This is a genomic window from Acinetobacter nosocomialis NIPH 2119 (assembly GCF_000368085.1).
GTDB classification, from domain to species: Bacteria; Pseudomonadota; Gammaproteobacteria; order Pseudomonadales; family Moraxellaceae; genus Acinetobacter; species Acinetobacter nosocomialis.
In genome coordinates, this window is sequence record NZ_KB849239.1 from 1,077,089 (window position 1) to 1,094,917 (window position 17,829).

The window sequence follows — 17,829 nt, forward strand, 5'->3', positions numbered from 1 at the left end:
GCTTCGTTCTTAAGAAATGAGCATATTTCTAGGCTTATTCGAGCTTATGAAAATTTGTATGAAATAGCGCATATAAATTTGTACGGAAAAGATTATTGATATTGATTGTCTCAATATTTTGTAGCATGCCGTTATATAAGACACCCATCCATGTGGGTGCAATGAGTAATAGTGAAAACTCTTTTGTATTTACAGGCGCAATTTCTTTACGATCTATAGCAATTTGGATTAATTTTTCAAATTCAACCAAATACGGAGAAAGGATGCGTCGAAAGTAAATTTCCTTAATATTTGGAAAATTTTCACCTTCTTTTAAGACCAATCGTGAAATGCCATCTCGACCAGATTTTTCAACAGTACCCACAATTTTATCTAGATGTTCTAGCAAAAAAGAATAAACAGTTTGATTTTCCTGTAAATCTGTAGCCCGAATTAAACGAAGATCTTGTTGTAGGATGTCTTCAATCACACCTTCAAATAGTTCTTCTTTGGTTTTGAAATAAGAATAAATCGTACCATTGGCAATGTTTGCTTTCTTTGCAATATCGCTAACTTTGGCTTTAGCAAAACCTACCTCTGCAAAATGGATACGTGCAGCTTGAAGAATAGCTTCTTTTGTTGCTTGTGTTTTTTCAAGGCTAGGGCTGCGTTTACGTTTTACAAGTTGAGGCTCGGTCATAGTTAATAAAAATGATTATTTATTCATTTTTATTGTATTTAAAAATGAATATTAAGTCAATTTTATAAATTTATAGCGCTGAATAGTGTTTGGCTTATGCAAGCCGAAGTTTTTCAAACTACTACAGAACACAAAACCTCTTACTTAATAAAGAAAAAAATGTATAACATTAAATATTAGAAGACTTATTACACATCACATCTATGAAGAAAAATACAAAACTTGATCAAGATAAGTTGTTTATTAAATTATTATTTAAGTCCTCATCGGAAGTAACCAAAGATGAGGTTGAATACTATCGAAAATATCCCGATCAGATTGATCAAGTCACAGCGCCTATAAACATTCATAAAGTATTTTTGTGGACGGGTGCTTTTTTAGGGATTGTTGTGGTCGCTATAGCGAAATTCCTCAAATTTTCTGGCACATTGGATTTTTTGTCTGAAGGAGTGCTCGAGTTTGTGATAGATATTATTTATGAAACCGGCATTGCCTTAATTGGGGCAGCCGTCACCGCTTATGTGTTAGGTGTACTCTTAAACAAACAACAGGAAAATGCCACAAAGTGGCGAGAAGAAATTCGTAGAAAAATAAATGAGAGTGAAGAGTTGTAACGCTAAGGTTTTTCTCGCTAACCCATAGAAATTTTTATGGTAAAAATACTTTTTGGCCCCTGACTACTGTATTCAATAGTACCTTTCATTGCCACAATAATTGCATGTACAACAGCAAGTCCTAAACCTGTACCGCCAAACTCTTTATTTCTTGATTCTTCTAATCTAAAGAAAGGCTTAAACAAATCATCTCGGAATTCGGTTGCAATTCCGGGGCCTTCATCTTCAATTTTCAATGTCCAGTTTTGTGAATCAACTACTGATGAAATTTTAAGATTACCTGCATTTGAATAACGAATAGCATTGTCAATTAAAGCAATTAAAACTTGCTCTATACGACGGCGGTCACTAAAAACAGGAGTCGTTGTCAGATCTAGTTCTGGTACTAGCTTCGCTTGTTGCAAGCGATCTTCAAATGCATTGAGAACCTTTTCAAGTACCGACTTAAAGTCAAACAATTCATAATTTAATCTGAGTTGCTGGTTTTCGACCAAACTTAAAGTCCGTAGGTCTTCGACTAAGTGTGATAATCCTTCAACTTGGTTTAAAAGGCTTTTAAAAAGAACTTCATCAGGTTTAAAAACACCATCAATAATTCCCTGTAATCGACCTTGTAAAATGGTTATGGGGGTTCTTAGCTCATGGGCTATGGCAGCATTCCAAACTTGCGCATTTTTAACAGAAACTTCTAGCTTTTGAGCCATATTATTAAAGTTATATAAAAGTTCCGACATTTCGGCAGAGTGAACTCGATTGTCATAAGCTCTAGCAGAGAGATCGCCTTGACTAATTTTTTTGGCTGCTTCTGCTAAGAAATTAATCGGTATAATGAAACGCTTAGCAAGATGCATACCGATCACTAAGGAAATCATACTGCCACAGAAGATTACAGTACATAACCAGATCCAATCTACAAGGTGGAAGCTTGTCCAGTCTTCTTGAATTGAGCTTAAAGTAATCCAGCCTTTTTCAAGCGCATAATTATAAACCAGATACCCCATTAAAATAGAAAATAGGGTAACACTTAAGTTAACGATACTTAGTGCGATAAAAAGCTGTTTGCTAATTCCTAACTTATATTTCATAACATATTCTCTAGCTATATTTTTATATTATTTAGACATCATCTTTCACAGCTAGTGGATTATCCAGTCTATATCCCACGCCACGTACATTAATGAACATTTGAAGGATTCCTTGTTCTTCTAATTTTTTTCTAAGTTTACTGACGTGGCTATCTACAGTTCGTTCTAGGGCATCGCTATCATTCATACAATGATTCATGAGTTCACCACGTGTAAAGACTTTATGTGGTTGGTCAATCATAAATGAAATAATTTTATATTCGGTCAGCGTTAAATTAAGCAAGATTTTCTTATTCTCAGAGTGTATATAAACACTATGAGTATCGGCATCAATTTCAATATTTTTATAGATCTTGTTTTTATTCGTTGCCTTGTTTGCAAATTGAGTTCTTCTTAATACGGCCTGAACTCTAGCGACCACTTCATTTGGGTTAAAAGGCTTAACCACAAAGTCATCTGCACCTATGCGTAGTGCCATTACCTTATCAATATCTTGATCGAGCGCCGTTAGCATAATCACGGGGGTTTGAGCTTTTTGGCGTATTTTATTTAGTACTTCCCAGCCGTTTAGCTCGGGTAATTTAATATCAAGTAAAATTAAATCGATAGGTTGGCTAGCGTGCAATTCAATGGCCTGTTTTCCATTCATGGCACGAATCACGCTCATTCCTTCACGTTTTAAATAATTTTCAATAATGTCGCCAATATCGTAGTCGTCTTCTACCACAAGAATAACTTTATCTTGGCAATCAAAAGAAAAAGAATGATCGAACATAGAAAATCTATCTATTAAAGCGCTTCAATCCATCATACGCTAAATTATCCGTATTTCTCCACACTTCCTCCACACTTTAGCGATTATCCCTACACACTCATCAAAAATAATACGACCATCAAAAAACTCCCTAGGTTCGGACAGTATGCAAAAGCATCTTTTACTTCCTTTATTTTTATCTATTGGGCTTATATTACAGGGGTGTGATTCAAAAGAAGCAACTCAACCTGAGCCACCGCCGGCTAAAGTCAGTGTATTAAGTATTCAACCGCAATCGGTAAACTTTAGTGAAAATCTTCCTGCACGGGTCCATGCGTTCCGTACGGCTGAGATCCGTCCACAAGTGGGAGGCATCATTGAAAAGGTTTTATTTAAACAGGGTAGTGAAGTTAGAGCAGGGCAAGCTTTATATAAAATTAATTCAGAAACTTTTGAGGCAGATGTAAATAGTAATCGGGCTTCGCTAAATAAGGCTGAAGCAGAGGTTGCGAGGCTCAAAGTTCAGCTAGAACGTTATGAGCAGCTGTTACCAAGTAATGCAATTAGTAAGCAAGAAGTAAGTAATGCCCAAGCTCAATATCGCCAAGCTTTAGCTGATGTCGCTCAGATGAAAGCAGCATTGACTCGACAAAACTTGAACCTGCAATATGCAACAGTTCGAGCGCCTATTTCCGGTCGAATTGGACAATCATTTGTTACTGAAGGCGCATTGGTTGGTCAAGGTGATACCAATACCATGGCAACCATCCAGCAAATTGATAAAGTCTATGTTGATGTAAAGCAATCAATTAGTGAATATGAGCGTTTACAAGCTGCTTTGCAAAGCGGTGAGCTATCAGCAAATAGTGATAAAACCGTTCGTATTACTAACAGTCATGGACAGCCTTATAACGTAACAGCAAAGATATTATTTGAAGATATTAATGTTGATCCTGAAACTGGCGATGTTACGTTCCGTATAGAGGTAAATAATACTGAACGAAAATTACTTCCTGGCATGTATGTGCGTGTCAATATTGATCGTGCTTCTATTCCTCAAGCGTTATTGGTCCCGGCACAAGCGATCCAACGTAATATTAATGGTGAGCCGCAGGTATATGTTATTAACGCTAAAGGCACAGCGGAAATTCGTCCTATCGAAATTGGACAACAATATGAGCAATATTACATTGCCAACAAAGGCTTGAAAATTGGCGATAAAGTTGTTGTTGAAGGCATTGAACGCATTAAGCCAAATCAAAAATTGGCAATGGCTGTATGGAAAGCCCCAGCCGTTGTAAATAACGCTCTAAGTATAGAAAAGAAAGCTTCTACAACTGAAGGAGCTCAATCATGATGTCACAATTTTTTATTCGTCGTCCTGTTTTTGCATGGGTCATCGCGATCTTTATTATTATATTTGGATTATTAAGTATTCCTAAATTACCAATCGCGCGCTTTCCAAGTGTAGCTCCGCCACAAGTAAATATTAGTGCGGTTTATCCGGGTGCTACAGCTAAAACTATTAACGATAGTGTCGTCACCTTAATTGAGCGTGAATTATCGGGTGTAAAAAATCTACTCTACTATAGTGCGACGACAGATACCTCCGGTACAGCAGAGATTACTGCTACGTTTAAACCGGGCACAGATGTCGAGATGGCTCAGGTCGACGTTCAAAATAAAATCAAGGCTGTAGAAGCTCGTTTACCGCAGATTGTGCGTCAGCAAGGTTTACAGGTGGAAGCTTCATCGTCCGGATTTTTAATGCTGGTCGGGATTAACTCTCCAAATAATCAATATTCAGAAGTTGATTTAAGTGATTACCTTGTTCGTAATGTTGTAGAAGAGCTAAAACGTGTCGAAGGTGTAGGGAAGGTTCAATCTTTTGGTGCCGAGAAAGCTATGCGTATTTGGGTCGATCCGAATAAGCTGGTTTCTTATGGTTTATCGATTAGTGATGTGAATAATGCAATTCGAGAAAACAACGTCGAAATTGCACCCGGTCGACTTGGTGATTTACCCGCTGAGAAAGGGCAACTCATTACTATTCCACTGTCTGCACAAGGGCAATTGTCTAGTGTCGAGCAATTTAAAAATATCAGTTTAAAAAGTAAAACTAACGGTAGCGTTATCAAGTTATCTGATGTTGCAAATGTTGAAATCGGTTCCCAAGCCTACAACTTTGCCATTTTGGAAAATGGTAAACCTGCGACTGCTGCAGCAATTCAGTTAAGCCCCGGTGCGAATGCCGTGAAAACTGCCGAAGGTGTTCGAGCAAAAATTGAAGAGTTAAAGTTAAATTTACCAGAAGGCATGGAGTTTAGTATTCCTTACGACACCGCGCCGTTTGTTAAAATTTCAATTGAAAAGGTAATTCATACATTACTTGAAGCCATGGTTCTGGTTTTCATTGTAATGTACCTATTTTTGCACAATGTCCGCTATACGCTTATTCCAGCGATTGTGGCGCCTATTGCCTTACTCGGTACTTTTACCGTAATGCTACTTGCCGGTTTTTCAATTAACGTACTCACCATGTTCGGTATGGTGCTTGCCATCGGGATTATTGTCGACGATGCGATTGTTGTGGTTGAAAACGTAGAAAGGATTATGGCGACTGAGGGATTAAATCCTAAAGAAGCAACATCTAAAGCAATGAAAGAGATTACCAGCCCCATTATTGGTATTACGCTGGTATTGGCAGCAGTATTTTTACCTATGGCATTTGCTAGTGGTTCTGTAGGGGTTATCTATAAACAGTTTACCTTGACCATGTCGGTGTCTATTTTATTTTCAGCGCTATTGGCACTCATTTTAACACCGGCACTTTGCGCTACGATTCTAAAGCCAATTGATGGGCATCATCAGAAGAAAGGCTTCTTTGCATGGTTTGACCGCAGCTTCGATAAAGTCACTAAAAAGTATGAATTGATGCTGCTTAAAATCATCAAACATACTGTGCCAATGATGGTGATCTTTTTAGTGATTACAGGTATCACCTTTGCTGGAATGAAATATTGGCCAACTGCATTTATGCCAGAAGAAGATCAGGGCTGGTTCATGACTTCATTTCAATTACCTTCAGATGCAACTACTGAACGTACCCGAAATGTAGTCAATCAATTTGAACATAATTTGAAAGATAACCCCGATGTAAAAAGTAATACCACTATTTTAGGTTGGGGCTTTAGTGGTGCAGGACAAAACGTAGCGGTGGCTTTTACTACCCTCAAAGACTTCAAAGAACGAACTGGTACGGCATCTGAAATGACGAACGCCGTGAATACCTCAATGGCAAATAGTACGGAAGGTGAGACCATGGCCGTATTACCACCCGCTATTGATGAGTTAGGTACTTTTTCAGGTTTCAGTTTACGTTTACAAGACCGTGCTAACTTAGGTATGCCTGCTTTATTGGCTGCTCAAGATGAACTTATGGCAATGGCAGCCAAGAATAAAAAGTTCTATATGGTTTGGAATGAAGGGTTGCCACAAGGTGACAATATTTCTTTAAAAATTGACCGTGAAAAGCTGAGTGCACTTGGTGTTAAGTTTTCTGATGTTTCAGACATCATTTCTACATCAATGGGTTCAATGTATATCAATGATTTCCCTAATCAAGGGCGTATGCAACAAGTCATTGTACAAGTTGAGGCCAAATCACGTATGCAATTGAAAGATATATTGAATCTGAAAGTCATGGGTTCAAGCGGTCAATTAGTATCTTTATCTGAAGTCGTGACGCCACAATGGAATAAAGCACCGCAACAATATAACCGTTACAACGGACGACCATCTTTAAGTATTGCCGGTATTCCGAACTTCGATACTTCATCGGGTGAAGCAATGCGTGAAATGGAACAATTGATTGCGAAATTACCGAAAGGTATTGGTTATGAATGGACGGGTATTTCTTTACAGGAAAAACAGTCTGAATCTCAAATGGCCTTTTTACTTGGCTTATCCATGTTAGTTGTTTTCCTTGTATTGGCTGCACTCTATGAGAGCTGGGCAATTCCACTTTCTGTGATGCTGGTTGTGCCACTTGGTATTTTCGGTGCAATTATTGCCATTATGTCTAGAGGCTTAATGAATGATGTGTTCTTCAAAATCGGACTCATTACCATTATTGGTCTATCTGCAAAGAATGCAATTTTGATTGTTGAATTTGCGAAAATGCTGAAAGAAGAAGGTATGAGTTTGATTGAAGCCACTGTTGCCGCAGCCAAACTTCGCTTACGGCCAATTCTGATGACTTCTCTTGCGTTTACCTGTGGCGTAATTCCTTTGGTGATTGCTTCTGGTGCAAGTTCAGAAACTCAACATGCTTTGGGTACAGGAGTTTTTGGTGGCATGATTTCAGCAACCATTCTGGCTATTTTCTTTGTTCCCGTATTCTTTATCTTCATTCTGGGTGCAGTAGAAAAGCTATTTTCCTCTAAGAAAAAAATCTCTTCCTAAGTTCAATGCATCAGAGGGAATACTAAATTTCCTCTGATGCTACACAGCTACTCAACTCATTTTGTTATTTGGAGAATACTATGTCGAAATCGGCAACTGTATCTCGTGGACTCGTTATTTCTACACTTTCAATTGCACTCGTTGCATGTGTCAATATGCAAGCTCCACAACCTGCAATTACATCTCATATTCCACACAATTTTTCTCAAAATACTTCTGGTAAAACGATTGCTGAACAAAGTTATAAAGAGTTTATTTCTGATCCGAAATTAGCACAGGTTATTGAAATAACTTTAAATAACAACCGTGATTTACGTACTGCCACACTCAATATTGAACGTGTACAGCAAGAATACCAAATCACAAAAAATAGCCAGTTACCCACCATTGGTGTAATAGGAAGTGCAGTAAGACAAGTTGATCCGTCTATTAATCCTAATAACCCTGTTTCTACATTTCAGGTTGGTTTGGGAATGACCGCATATGAACTAGACTTTTGGGGACGTGTGCAAAATTTAAAAGATGCGGCATTAAATAATTATCTAGCAACACAAAGCGCTAAAGAAGCAGTTCAAATTAGTTTAATCAGCAATGTCACACAAGCTTGGTTAAACTATGCTTTTGCTCAAGCTAATTTAAATCTTGCCGAGCAGACTCTAAAAACACAACTCGATTCTTATCATCTTAATAAAAAGCGTTTTGAAGTTGGTATTGATAGTGAAGTTCCGTTAAAACAGGCACAAATTTCGGTTGAAACTGCACGAAATGATGTTGCAACGTATAAAATCCAGATTCAACAAGCAAAAAATTTACTGGATTTGCTAGCAGGTCATCCTGTTCCGCAAAATTTACTTCCTGATCATACAATTCAAAATATTACCTTTGAGAAAACCTTTGCAGCCGGTTTACCAAGTGATTTATTAAATCATCGTCCAGATCTTAAAGCTGCCGAATATGAGTTACGTGCTGCCGGAGCGAATATTGGTGCTGCCAAGGCACGCATGTTCCCGACCATCAGCCTGACAGGTTCGACGGGTTATGCATCGTCTGAACTGAAAGATTTATTTAAAACAGGCAATTTTGCATGGTCGATTGGACCTAGTGTTGATCTACCAATTTTTGATTGGGGAACACGAAAAGCTAATATTAAAATTGCAGAAACTGACCAGAAAATTGCATTGGCTAAATATGAAAAAGCTATTCAATCGGCATTCCGTGAAGTCAATGATGCTTTGGCTACGCATGCACATATCGGAGAAAGGTTAGATGCACAACGTCGCTTAGTCTCTGCGACTGATGCAACCTATAAACTCTCCATGGCACGTTATAGAGCAGGCGTTGATAGCTATTTTACGGTTTTAGATGCGCAGCGTTCTGCCTATGCAGCACAACAAGGCTTACTTGCGCTTGAACAGATGAAATTCAATAACCAAATCGAAATATATAAAGCTTTAGGAGGAGGAATATCTAAAAGATAACTAGTTGTGGTCTAAAAAATAAGCTGATATAGAGATTCCTGATCAGCTTATTTTTACTTTAGATGATTAAATTTTGCTATGACATCATATATTCAGCGCTTAAGTTCATATGAACTATTAGGTTAAATTTAAGCAATAGCTGTACACACGTACTATATCAGTTTTTCCAGGCGTGTAAAGAGATTTTTAAAAATTTATTATTAAATTTCAATGTAGTACAAAGATTTAGTATTTTAAGCTTTAGCGTGGGCAGGCTAAGAATTTTGAGACTAAAAGGTGATTTAGAAAAAGAAATTTGTATAGCAGCCAGTAGCCATAATACGGCTCGTAAATTTAGAATTTAGTAAGGTAGCTCGGCTCACTAGGGTAAATATAAAAGTGTAATTACATTTTGTAGAAAGCTGTCAGAACTATTTTGGTTAAGATTAGAAATAGGGTTAGCTAGTTTAAGTCTTTAAGAGTGCCACGGCTTGGTAGGTTGCTTGAGCAACAGATACCAAGTTAAAAATTTACTGTAGTAAAGAATAAACGGCGTAGCAGTAATGTAGAGTAGCCAGAGTCATATATCTGGTAGGTTTTAGATATCCTATTTAACATAATATACATTATACGAACTGTTATTGTAAGCCCAAAATAGAAATGTCCGGTTTCTCCAAAGTAAAAATGTCCGCTTTTAGAATATGCACTTTTGCAATTTCCTTAGCGGACGGTTTGATATGTTGGTGTCTATGTCGGATAAAGAACTTAAACGATTGTCGGTCTTGCAGGAAATCTGTGATCAACGCATAACCCAGTCCCAAGCTGCTCAGCTACTTCATATTTCAGAGCGTCAGATCAGGCGTTTATTGCAAAAATACAAAGCTCAAGGCCCAGCTGCATTAGCCCATGCCGGTCGTGGTCAAATCAGCAATTCCAGGCTTCCTGAAGAGCTCAGACTCAAGTGCCTCAATATTGTTTCTGATCAACTGCATGGTTTCGGACCCACTTTAGCGCATGAAAAGCTCACCACCGTTCATGGCTTTGATATTTCAGTGGAAACACTGCGTTCCTGGATGATTGCAGCCGATTTATGGACTCCTCGTGCCAAGCGTCTGAAACGCCCGTATCAGCCTCGTTATAACCGGGACTGTTATGGTGAACTGATCCAAATCGATGGCTCACACCATGACTGGTTTGAAGGTCGAGCCCCTAAATGCTGTCTGCTGGTATTTATCGATGATGCCACAGGCAAATTACAGCATTTACGCTTCTGTAAGTCAGAATCAACCTTTGACTATATGATTTCAACACGTTTGTATGTTGAGCAGCATGGTAAGCCTTTAGCCTTCTACAGCGATAAACATTCAGTCTTCAGGGTGAATCAAAGCAGTAAGAAAGACACCAAGATTACCCAGTTTGGGCGCGTACTCAGCACCCTGAATATCGATATTATCTTCGCTAATTCACCACAGGCCAAAGGCCGTGTAGAACGAGCCAATAGAACGCTTCAGGACCGTCTGATCAAAGAAATGCGTCTGGAAGGCATCAGTTCGATTGCCGAAGCCAATGCCTGGCTACCCTGCTTCATTGAGCAGTTCAATCAGAAGTTTGCCAAGATGGCCTTTAATCCCAAGGATCTACACCGGACTGTCACTGAAACAGCCGAAGAATTAGATGATATTTTTACCTGGCGTGAACCCCGCAGAGTCACGAATAGCCTGACGATCACTTATGATAAGTGCGTATATCTCTTGGAAAACACGGAAGAAAACCAAAGATTGATTGGCAAGTATCTTGAGTTTCTGGAATACCCGAATAGTACAGTCGCGATTGAATATCAGGGAAGAAAAATCAATTACAGCATCTTCGATAAATTAAGTCAGCTCAACCAGCGAGAGATTGTTGAAAATAAACGTTTGGGTTCTGTATTAGCCCATATTCAACAGCAGCATGAAGAACTAGAACAACAAAATAAACGCAATCGTTCTCAAAAGATGCCAAGCAGACGTGCACAGAAAACAGTAATCAAAGAACGAAATCTGAATCCTGTGCTTGACTTGGAAATGTCGGTATAGGACATTTCTATTTGGTTTTAAGGTAGGACATTTCTACTTAGGAATAACAGTTATGTAACTTACACCTAGGCCTTTAATCCTCCTTATTCTTATACACTGGTACTGTGCTTTGCTTAGCCAACAATGAAATTTTTGGCTAAAGTCTGATAAAAATATTATGTCTTATCTTTCACGCTCCATTTTAGCTATTGCACTACATCCTAGAAAGCATGGCATTTTTATAAATTATTTCTTTACTTTTTTAAGCTTCATTGTGCATTAACGCCAAAACTGCGATTTAACTAAAAATTCAAAATTTGAATTAAATTACAGATATGAAACTTAATTGTTAATTGAATAACCAAATTTAGGCAGCTTTCTTCTCTACAACTATAAAATAATTTTCTTATATCTAAATGCTACTTATTTAAAATTAAATTACCTAGATTTCAGCAAAGTTATAACTTGCCTCATACAATGAGAGTTTATTTAATTATGCTAAACAACTCTACTTACTGTTTAAAATGTATTCAATATTGTTCTTATTTACTTAAAGCTTTTATATTTTAATTTATATAAATTACCACAAATTAGAGTTAAGGCTCTAATTACATAACTATTTTTAGTAAAATATATTATTTTATTAAATAATATAAATTTTTAAATCATCGAGTTTTTTTAATTTTTTTAAAAAAATAAGAATATTTTAAATTAAAGCATTCATTATCAGTAATTTAATTTTATACAAACTAAGATTCATTATTTATTTAAAATGTGATTTTATTATCATTTTTAGCAAAATAGCTATAAAGCAATAACTATTTATATAAATAAAATAATTAGTGAGATATACGTCACATGTTATTTATTATTTTTTTATTAAAATGAATTTTCATATTGTTTTTAAATAAAAATTATTGTATCTCTTATATTAACTATTTAATAAATAGGTATATATAAAATGAAAAATAATATATTTAAAATTGTAGTTTTGGCGGTACTTTCCACTTCCCCACTATTTTGTTATGCGAATAACACAATAATGATTAAAGGAAATATTGTTGAAGATACTTGTTCTACAATAAATATTGAAAAAGAATGCGCTCAAATCAATTCTTTGAATACAACTATTGATACTCAATATTTAAACAAAGATAATGTGTTCAACTTAGCGCGACATACTGAAAAAATGGATACGAGTATTGAAACTATAAGTGCTAATAAAAAAGTAGTGCTTGTTAACTATCATTGAAATGAACGAGCTTTCAACATCAACTCAGTCTTAACTCTTTACGGTTACTTGAGTATGAATGGCCTTATAAGAGTGAATTTTTGACTTTATAGTGCAATACTTAGCTAGAGTTAACAATTCGCTCTTATTTGCTTAATAAATGATAAATTTTTCACGTTTTTTCATGCATAAAGATAAATTGTTCTATATAATTACTTCATTAAATTTTTCTTAAAATAATTTTCTTTAATTGTATTTTTCTTTTGCAATTATTCTTAATAGAACTTCTATCAAATATTTCATATTTAAAAACAAAATCTTAACTCAAAAAGAGCATTTGTCATGTTTACTCTAATTTCATGGTATTTTTTCTTATTCTTTAAAAAATATGTGATCTAGTTTGCATTTTGTTTAAAAAATGTTAGTATCGCCGCATTACTTTTCAAGATGTCAACCTCTGGAAAAGTAACAGATTAAACTTTTATCCAGACTTTTTGAGAAAACACTATGAAAAAACTTGCTTTGATCGCTGCTCTTTCAGTTGTAGGGATTGCGAACGCTCAAGCTGCTGATGGTACAATTACAATTAATGGTTTAGTTACAGACAAAACTTGTGACATCGTTACACCTGCTGGTAAAGATTTCACAGTTACTCTTCCAACTGTTTCTAAACAAACTTTAGCAGCTGCTGGTAACGTTGCTGGTCGTACTCCTTTCCAGATCAAATTAGCTAACTGTTCAGAAGGTAAAGTTGCGACTTACTTCGAACCAGGTGCAACGGTTGACTTCAATACTGGTCGTTTACTTAACCAAGACGCTACTGGTGCTAAAAACGTTAACGTTCAACTTTTAGGTAGCAACAACCAAGTAATTCCAGTTCTTGCTGCTGGTGCAAATGGCGCTCAAGCAAACTCTCAATGGGTTGACGTTGCAGCAGCTGGTAGTGCAGACCTTAACTACTATGCTGAATACTATGCAACTGGCGCTTCTACTGCTGGTAAAGTGAACACTTCTGTTCAATACACAATTATCTATCAATAATTGATGGATGATAGGGTTTCTATATCCGTATAGAAGCCCTATTTTGTGTAACGCTTTCCCGAACTTCCTTGGCTGAGAATCCTGAAATGAAATTGAACAGTTATAATTTTTTGTTAGGTTTGGCATTTGCTTCAGCGGTAGCCGCACCTGCCTCTCATGCAGAAATTGTAATTCATGGCACTCGTGTAATTTATCCATCAGATGCCCGAGAAGTTACGCTACAAGTTAGCAATAACGGTTCAAAACCAGCACTTGTCCAAGCTTGGATTGATGAAGGCGACCCAAAAAGTACTCCGGATCAATCAAAAGTTCCTTTTATGATTGCTCCTCCAATTTCTCGTGTTGAAGCAACAAAAAGTCAGACTTTTCGTATTACTGCTCTACCCACTGCTTCTCAGTTAAATCAGAAGCAAGAAACTGTCTTATGGTTAAATGTTTTGGATATTCCTCCAAGACCTACCTCAAAGGGCTCAGATGCGACACCTGATAATTTTCTGCAATTAGCAATTCGTTCACGTATTAAATTCTTCTATCGTCCAGCTTCGATTAAAGATGATGCGAACTTAGCGGCAGATAAGCTTCAATGGGTTAAATCTGGTCAAAACTTAACGGTAAAAAATCCAACACCTTTTCATATCACCATGACTTCTGTTTATCAGAAAGTCGGCGATAAAAAAGTAGATTTATTACCTGAAGGGCTAATGGTTAAGCCTTTTTCTGATGCATCCATTCAGCTTAAGAATGGCAATCTTCGGGATATGAGTTTTATTAATGTGAATGACTACGGTGGCCGAGTCGAACACTCAATAAAACTTCAATAATCAGATTTATATTTTTTAATAAATTTTAAGCACCTATTATGTGAGTAGGCGGACTTAGCTATGCCAAAAAAACGGCAAGAATCTTATAAATTATTAAAACGCCATATTTGTTATTACTTGGCTTCCGGTGTTGTTACCATGACAATGCCTGTATTCGTGCACGCTGAAGAAACAGCTGCGAGTGCTCCTGTCGAAGCTGAGTTTGATTCTGCTTTCTTAATTGGCGATGCAAAAAAAGTTGATATTTCTCGATTTAAATATGGCAACCCTGTTTTACCTGGCGAATATAACGTTGACGTATATGTAAATGGTCAATGGTTTGGTAAACGTCGTATGGTGTTTAAGGCGGTAGACCCAACACAAAATGCGGTCACTTGCTTTACAGGAATGAATCTTCTTGAATACGGCGTAAAACAAGAGGTTTTGTCTAAGCATGCTCCCCTTCAAAAAGAAAATAATAGTTGTTACAAAATAGAAGAATGGGTTGAAAATGCATTTTACGAGTTTGATAACTCTCGTTTACGTGTCGATATTTCAATCCCTCAAGTCGCATTACAAAAAAATGCGCAAGGTTATGTCGATCCGAGCGTATGGGATCGCGGTATTAATGCAGGCTTTTTATCTTATAACGGTAGTGCTTATAAGACGTTCACTCAATCAAATGATAGAAGTGAAACCGCAAATGCGTTTATGGGTATCACAGCCGGACTAAATTTAGGTGGTTGGCAGCTACGTCACAATGGTCAGTGGCAATGGCAAGATACACCTGCTGAAAATCAATCTAAGTCAAGTTACGAAGAAACAAGTACTTATTTACAGCGAGCATTCCCGAAATATCGTGGTGTTTTAACACTTGGTGATAGTTTTACAAACGGCGAAGTATTTGACTCTTATGGCTATCGTGGTATTGATTTCTCAAGTGACGATCGAATGCTGCCGAATAGTATGCTTGGTTATGCCCCACGTATTCGTGGTAATGCTAAAACTAATGCAAAAATTGAAGTACGTCAGCAAGGCCAACTTATCTATCAAACAACGGTAGCACCGGGTAACTTCGAAATTAATGACCTGTACCCTACCGGATTTGGTGGCGAGATTGAAGTTACAGTTATTGAGGCGAATGGGGAAATACAAAAATTTTCTGTGCCTTATGCATCTGTTGTTCAGATGTTACGTCCGGGTGTAAACCGTTACTCACTCACTGTAGGTCAATTCCGTGATCGTGATATTGATCTTAATCCTTGGGTGGTTCAGGGTAAATATCAACAAGGTATTAATAACTATTTAACGGGTTATACTGGAATTCAGGCTTCTGAAAATTATACAGCTTTATTGCTGGGTGCTGCTTTTGCAACACCTATTGGTGCTGTTGCATTTGACGTTACGCATTCTGAGGCGGACTTTGAAAAACAAGCTTCGCAGTCTGGTCAAAGTTTCCGTTTAAGCTACAGTAAATTAATTTCACCAACCAATACGAACTTAACACTTGCAGCTTATCGTTATTCAACAGAAAACTTCTATAAATTGCGTGATGCCCTTCTTATTCGTGATTTAGAAGAAAAAGGTATCAATACTTACGCTGCGGGTCGCCAACGTAGTGAATTCCAGATTACCTTGAACCAAGGACTCCCTGAGGGTTGGGGTAACTTCTATATGGTAGGTTCATGGGTCGATTATTGGAACCGTAGTGAAACAACTAAACAGTATCAGATTGGTTATAGCAATAATTACCATGGTTTAACTTATGGTTTGTCTGCGATCAATCGTAAAGTTGAATACGGCGCAAGTAACCAATCACGTGATACTGAATACTTAATGACATTGTCTTTCCCAATGAACTTCAAGAAGAACTCAGTTAATGTCAACATTACTGCATCTGAAGATAGTCGTACAGTGGGTGCAAGTGGAATGGTGGGTGATCGCTTTAGTTATGGTGCTTCGATGTCTCATCAAGACTATGCAAACCCAACATTTAACGTAAATGGTCGTTATCGTACTAACTATACAACTGTTGGCGGTTCTTATAGTGTGGCTGATTCTTATCAACAAGCTATGGTGAGCTTAAGCGGTAGTATCGTTGCTCACTCAAAAGGTGTGTTATTTGGACCTGAACAAGGTCAAACAATGGTACTTGTACATGCACCTGATGCAGCTGGCGCAAAAGTAAGTAATACCGTTGGTCTAAGCATCAATAAAGCAGGTTATGCCGTAGTTCCATATGTTACTCCATACCGTCTTAATGACATTACCCTTGACCCTCAAGAAATGTCTAGCAAAGTAGAACTTGAAGAAACAAGTCAACGTATTGCACCGTTTGCTGGTGCAATTGCTAAAGTAGATTTTGCGACTAAGACAGGTTATGCAGTTTATATTAATAGTAAGACTGCAGATGGCAACAGCTTACCTTTTGCAGCACAAGTCTTTAATCAAAAAGACGAAGCTGTAGGTATTGTTGCACAAGGTAGTATGATTTACTTACGTACCCCACTTGCTCAAGATCGTCTGTATGTAAAATGGGGAGACGAAAGCAATGAGCGTTGTTCGGTTGAGTACAATGTTGGTAATCAGTTGCAAAACAAGCAACAAAGCGTGGTAATGACGGAGGCTGTCTGCAAATGAAAAGAATATTATTAACGGGTGCTCTACTTACCGCGGGCTTTGGTGTGTACGGTGAGGCAAATGCTTCATGTATTATAGTTAATTATCAACCAAATGATGTTCGCATGGCAGTAGGCCGTGTTGTTGTACGTCCTAGTGATCCAGTGGGTGCTGTTTTAAGGAAAGCAACTTTCCCTATCAGTAGTAGCGGTACGCAAGCGATGTATTGTGATAGTAGAGATACTGTAGTTGCTCAATTAACACAAGCTTATCCATTAAGTTCCTTAGGCAATAGTATTTATACAACCAATATTCCTGGCATTGGTATTCGTTTATATCGTGAAGCAGAGAATAGCAGTAATTTTTCTGGTTATTACCCGTATGAACGTGGCGGTATTTCTGGTACTCGTTATTTGGCATCAGGTTATTTTGTAGTAGAAATTATTAAGATAGCTACACAAACAGGTTCTGGGACCTTAGTACCAGGCAGATATAGTAGCTATTATGTCCGCGGTTTTCCGGATAAACCGTTTTTAACAAGTACTGTTGATGCTAACGCCATCACAATTGCGTCTTCTTCATGTGAAATTCAAGGTAATATCAATAAAGTTGTACAACTACCAACAGTTACTAAAGCTGGCTTTAAAGGTGTTGGTTCAACTCAAGGTGAACAAACTTTTGATATGAACATCCTATGTAATGGTGGTATTAACCCTACTGGCTATGAAGAGAAAAATCTTATTAGTTTGACCTATGACTTTACTCAAGATGGTACAAACAATCAGGTATTAGCCAATACAGCTGCAGCTTCTGAAAAAGCAAACGGTGTAGGCGTTCAGTTACTTTGGAATTATCAAAATAAAAATCAGGTTATCAAAAAAGGTGACAAGCTGGCTTTAGGTACATTGTCTTCTAACCAGACACTTCAATATAACGTACCGATGACTGCCCGCTACTATCAAACAGCAACGAATGTTACACCGGGTAAAGTTCGTGCTATGGCAACTGTAACTATTGAATATGATTAATCA

At 37.3% G+C, this 17,829-nt stretch carries 13 protein-coding genes; 10 read left to right on the forward strand and 3 right to left on the reverse strand.

Annotation, left to right across the window (positions count from 1 at the left end):
* Positions 1-34: 34 nt before the first annotated feature.
* Positions 35-679 carry a TetR/AcrR family transcriptional regulator gene (locus F984_RS09110; RefSeq protein WP_004708743.1) on the reverse strand — a complete coding sequence of 215 codons (645 nt, stop codon included), beginning with the start codon at positions 677-679 and terminating at the stop codon, positions 35-37.
* Positions 680-882: 203 nt separating this feature from the next.
* Between F984_RS09110 and F984_RS09115 the strand changes: the two genes are divergently transcribed.
* Complete coding sequence (locus tag F984_RS09115) at positions 883-1,293, forward strand: hypothetical protein (RefSeq protein ID WP_004708746.1); 411 nt, start codon at positions 883-885, stop codon at positions 1,291-1,293.
* 17 nt (positions 1,294-1,310) lie between these two features.
* Here the strand turns inward: F984_RS09115 and adeS are convergent, their stop codons facing one another.
* Together adeS and adeR are read right to left on the reverse strand one after the other, a co-directional pair.
* Positions 1,311-2,378: a two-component sensor histidine kinase AdeS gene (gene adeS, locus F984_RS09120; RefSeq protein WP_004708748.1), complete on the reverse strand. Its 1,068-nt coding sequence runs from the start codon at positions 2,376-2,378 to the stop codon at positions 1,311-1,313.
* A 31-nt stretch (positions 2,379-2,409) separates the two neighbouring features.
* Complete coding sequence (gene adeR, locus F984_RS09125; protein WP_004708750.1) at positions 2,410-3,153, reverse strand: efflux system response regulator transcription factor AdeR; 744 nt, start codon at positions 3,151-3,153, stop codon at positions 2,410-2,412.
* A 145-nt stretch (positions 3,154-3,298) separates the two neighbouring features.
* Here adeR and adeA point away from each other — a divergent pair, with 145 nt between their 5' ends.
* The 9 genes from adeA to F984_RS09170 all read left to right on the forward strand — a co-directional run bounded on the left by adeA (position 3,299) and on the right by F984_RS09170 (position 17,826).
* Entirely contained in the window at positions 3,299-4,489 is a 1,191-nt protein-coding gene (gene adeA / locus F984_RS09130) for a multidrug efflux RND transporter periplasmic adaptor subunit AdeA (RefSeq protein ID WP_004708752.1), read from the forward strand.
* A complete protein-coding gene (adeB, locus tag F984_RS09135) occupies positions 4,486-7,596 on the forward strand; it encodes a multidrug efflux RND transporter permease subunit AdeB (protein ID WP_004708753.1) in 3,111 nt (1,036 codons plus the stop codon). The genes adeA and adeB overlap by 4 nt, the downstream gene beginning before the upstream one ends.
* Positions 7,597-7,676: 80 nt before the next feature.
* Positions 7,677-9,074, forward strand: coding sequence for a multidrug efflux RND transporter AdeABC outer membrane channel subunit AdeC (gene adeC, locus F984_RS09140; protein WP_004708755.1), 1,398 nt, complete (start codon positions 7,677-7,679; stop codon positions 9,072-9,074).
* A gap of 728 nt (positions 9,075-9,802) precedes the next feature.
* Entirely contained in the window at positions 9,803-11,128 is a 1,326-nt protein-coding gene (locus tag F984_RS09145; RefSeq protein WP_016805832.1) for an ISNCY family transposase, read from the forward strand.
* Between the two features lie 940 nt (positions 11,129-12,068).
* Entirely contained in the window at positions 12,069-12,359 is a 291-nt protein-coding gene (locus tag F984_RS09150; RefSeq protein WP_004708757.1) for a hypothetical protein, read from the forward strand.
* Positions 12,360-12,845: 486 nt separating this feature from the next.
* Positions 12,846-13,379: a fimbrial protein gene (locus tag F984_RS09155; RefSeq protein WP_004708758.1), complete on the forward strand. Its 534-nt coding sequence runs from the start codon at positions 12,846-12,848 to the stop codon at positions 13,377-13,379.
* An 86-nt stretch (positions 13,380-13,465) separates the two neighbouring features.
* Positions 13,466-14,200: a fimbrial biogenesis chaperone gene (locus tag F984_RS09160; protein ID WP_004708760.1), complete on the forward strand. Its 735-nt coding sequence runs from the start codon at positions 13,466-13,468 to the stop codon at positions 14,198-14,200.
* Between the two features lie 60 nt (positions 14,201-14,260).
* Positions 14,261-16,819, forward strand: a complete 2,559-nt coding sequence (locus F984_RS09165) for a fimbria/pilus outer membrane usher protein (RefSeq protein ID WP_004708762.1) — start codon at positions 14,261-14,263, stop codon at positions 16,817-16,819.
* Positions 16,816-17,826: a fimbrial protein gene (locus F984_RS09170; protein WP_004708763.1), complete on the forward strand. Its 1,011-nt coding sequence runs from the start codon at positions 16,816-16,818 to the stop codon at positions 17,824-17,826. The genes F984_RS09165 and F984_RS09170 overlap by 4 nt, the downstream gene beginning before the upstream one ends.
* Positions 17,827-17,829: the final 3 nt, after the last annotated feature.

Excerpts from the sequence above, each read along its gene's own strand:
- adeR (WP_004708750.1), bottom strand. The coding sequence starts at position 3,153 with ATGTTCGATCATTCTTTTTCTTTTGATTGCCAAGATAAAGTTATTCTT.
- F984_RS09110 (WP_004708743.1), bottom strand. The coding sequence starts at position 679 with ATGACCGAGCCTCAACTTGTAAAACGTAAACGCAGCCCTAGCCTTGAA.
- adeA (WP_004708752.1), top strand. The coding sequence starts at position 3,299 with ATGCAAAAGCATCTTTTACTTCCTTTATTTTTATCTATTGGGCTTATA.
- F984_RS09155 (WP_004708758.1), top strand. The coding sequence starts at position 12,846 with ATGAAAAAACTTGCTTTGATCGCTGCTCTTTCAGTTGTAGGGATTGCG.
- F984_RS09170 (WP_004708763.1), top strand. The coding sequence starts at position 16,816 with ATGAAAAGAATATTATTAACGGGTGCTCTACTTACCGCGGGCTTTGGT.
- F984_RS09160 (WP_004708760.1), top strand. The coding sequence starts at position 13,466 with ATGAAATTGAACAGTTATAATTTTTTGTTAGGTTTGGCATTTGCTTCA.
- adeS (WP_004708748.1), bottom strand. The coding sequence starts at position 2,378 with ATGAAATATAAGTTAGGAATTAGCAAACAGCTTTTTATCGCACTAAGT.
- F984_RS09165 (WP_004708762.1), top strand. The coding sequence starts at position 14,261 with ATGCCAAAAAAACGGCAAGAATCTTATAAATTATTAAAACGCCATATT.
- adeC (WP_004708755.1), top strand. The coding sequence starts at position 7,677 with ATGTCGAAATCGGCAACTGTATCTCGTGGACTCGTTATTTCTACACTT.
- adeB (WP_004708753.1), top strand. The coding sequence starts at position 4,486 with ATGATGTCACAATTTTTTATTCGTCGTCCTGTTTTTGCATGGGTCATC.
- F984_RS09145 (WP_016805832.1), top strand. The coding sequence starts at position 9,803 with ATGTCGGATAAAGAACTTAAACGATTGTCGGTCTTGCAGGAAATCTGT.
- F984_RS09150 (WP_004708757.1), top strand. The coding sequence starts at position 12,069 with ATGAAAAATAATATATTTAAAATTGTAGTTTTGGCGGTACTTTCCACT.
- F984_RS09115 (WP_004708746.1), top strand. The coding sequence starts at position 883 with ATGAAGAAAAATACAAAACTTGATCAAGATAAGTTGTTTATTAAATTA.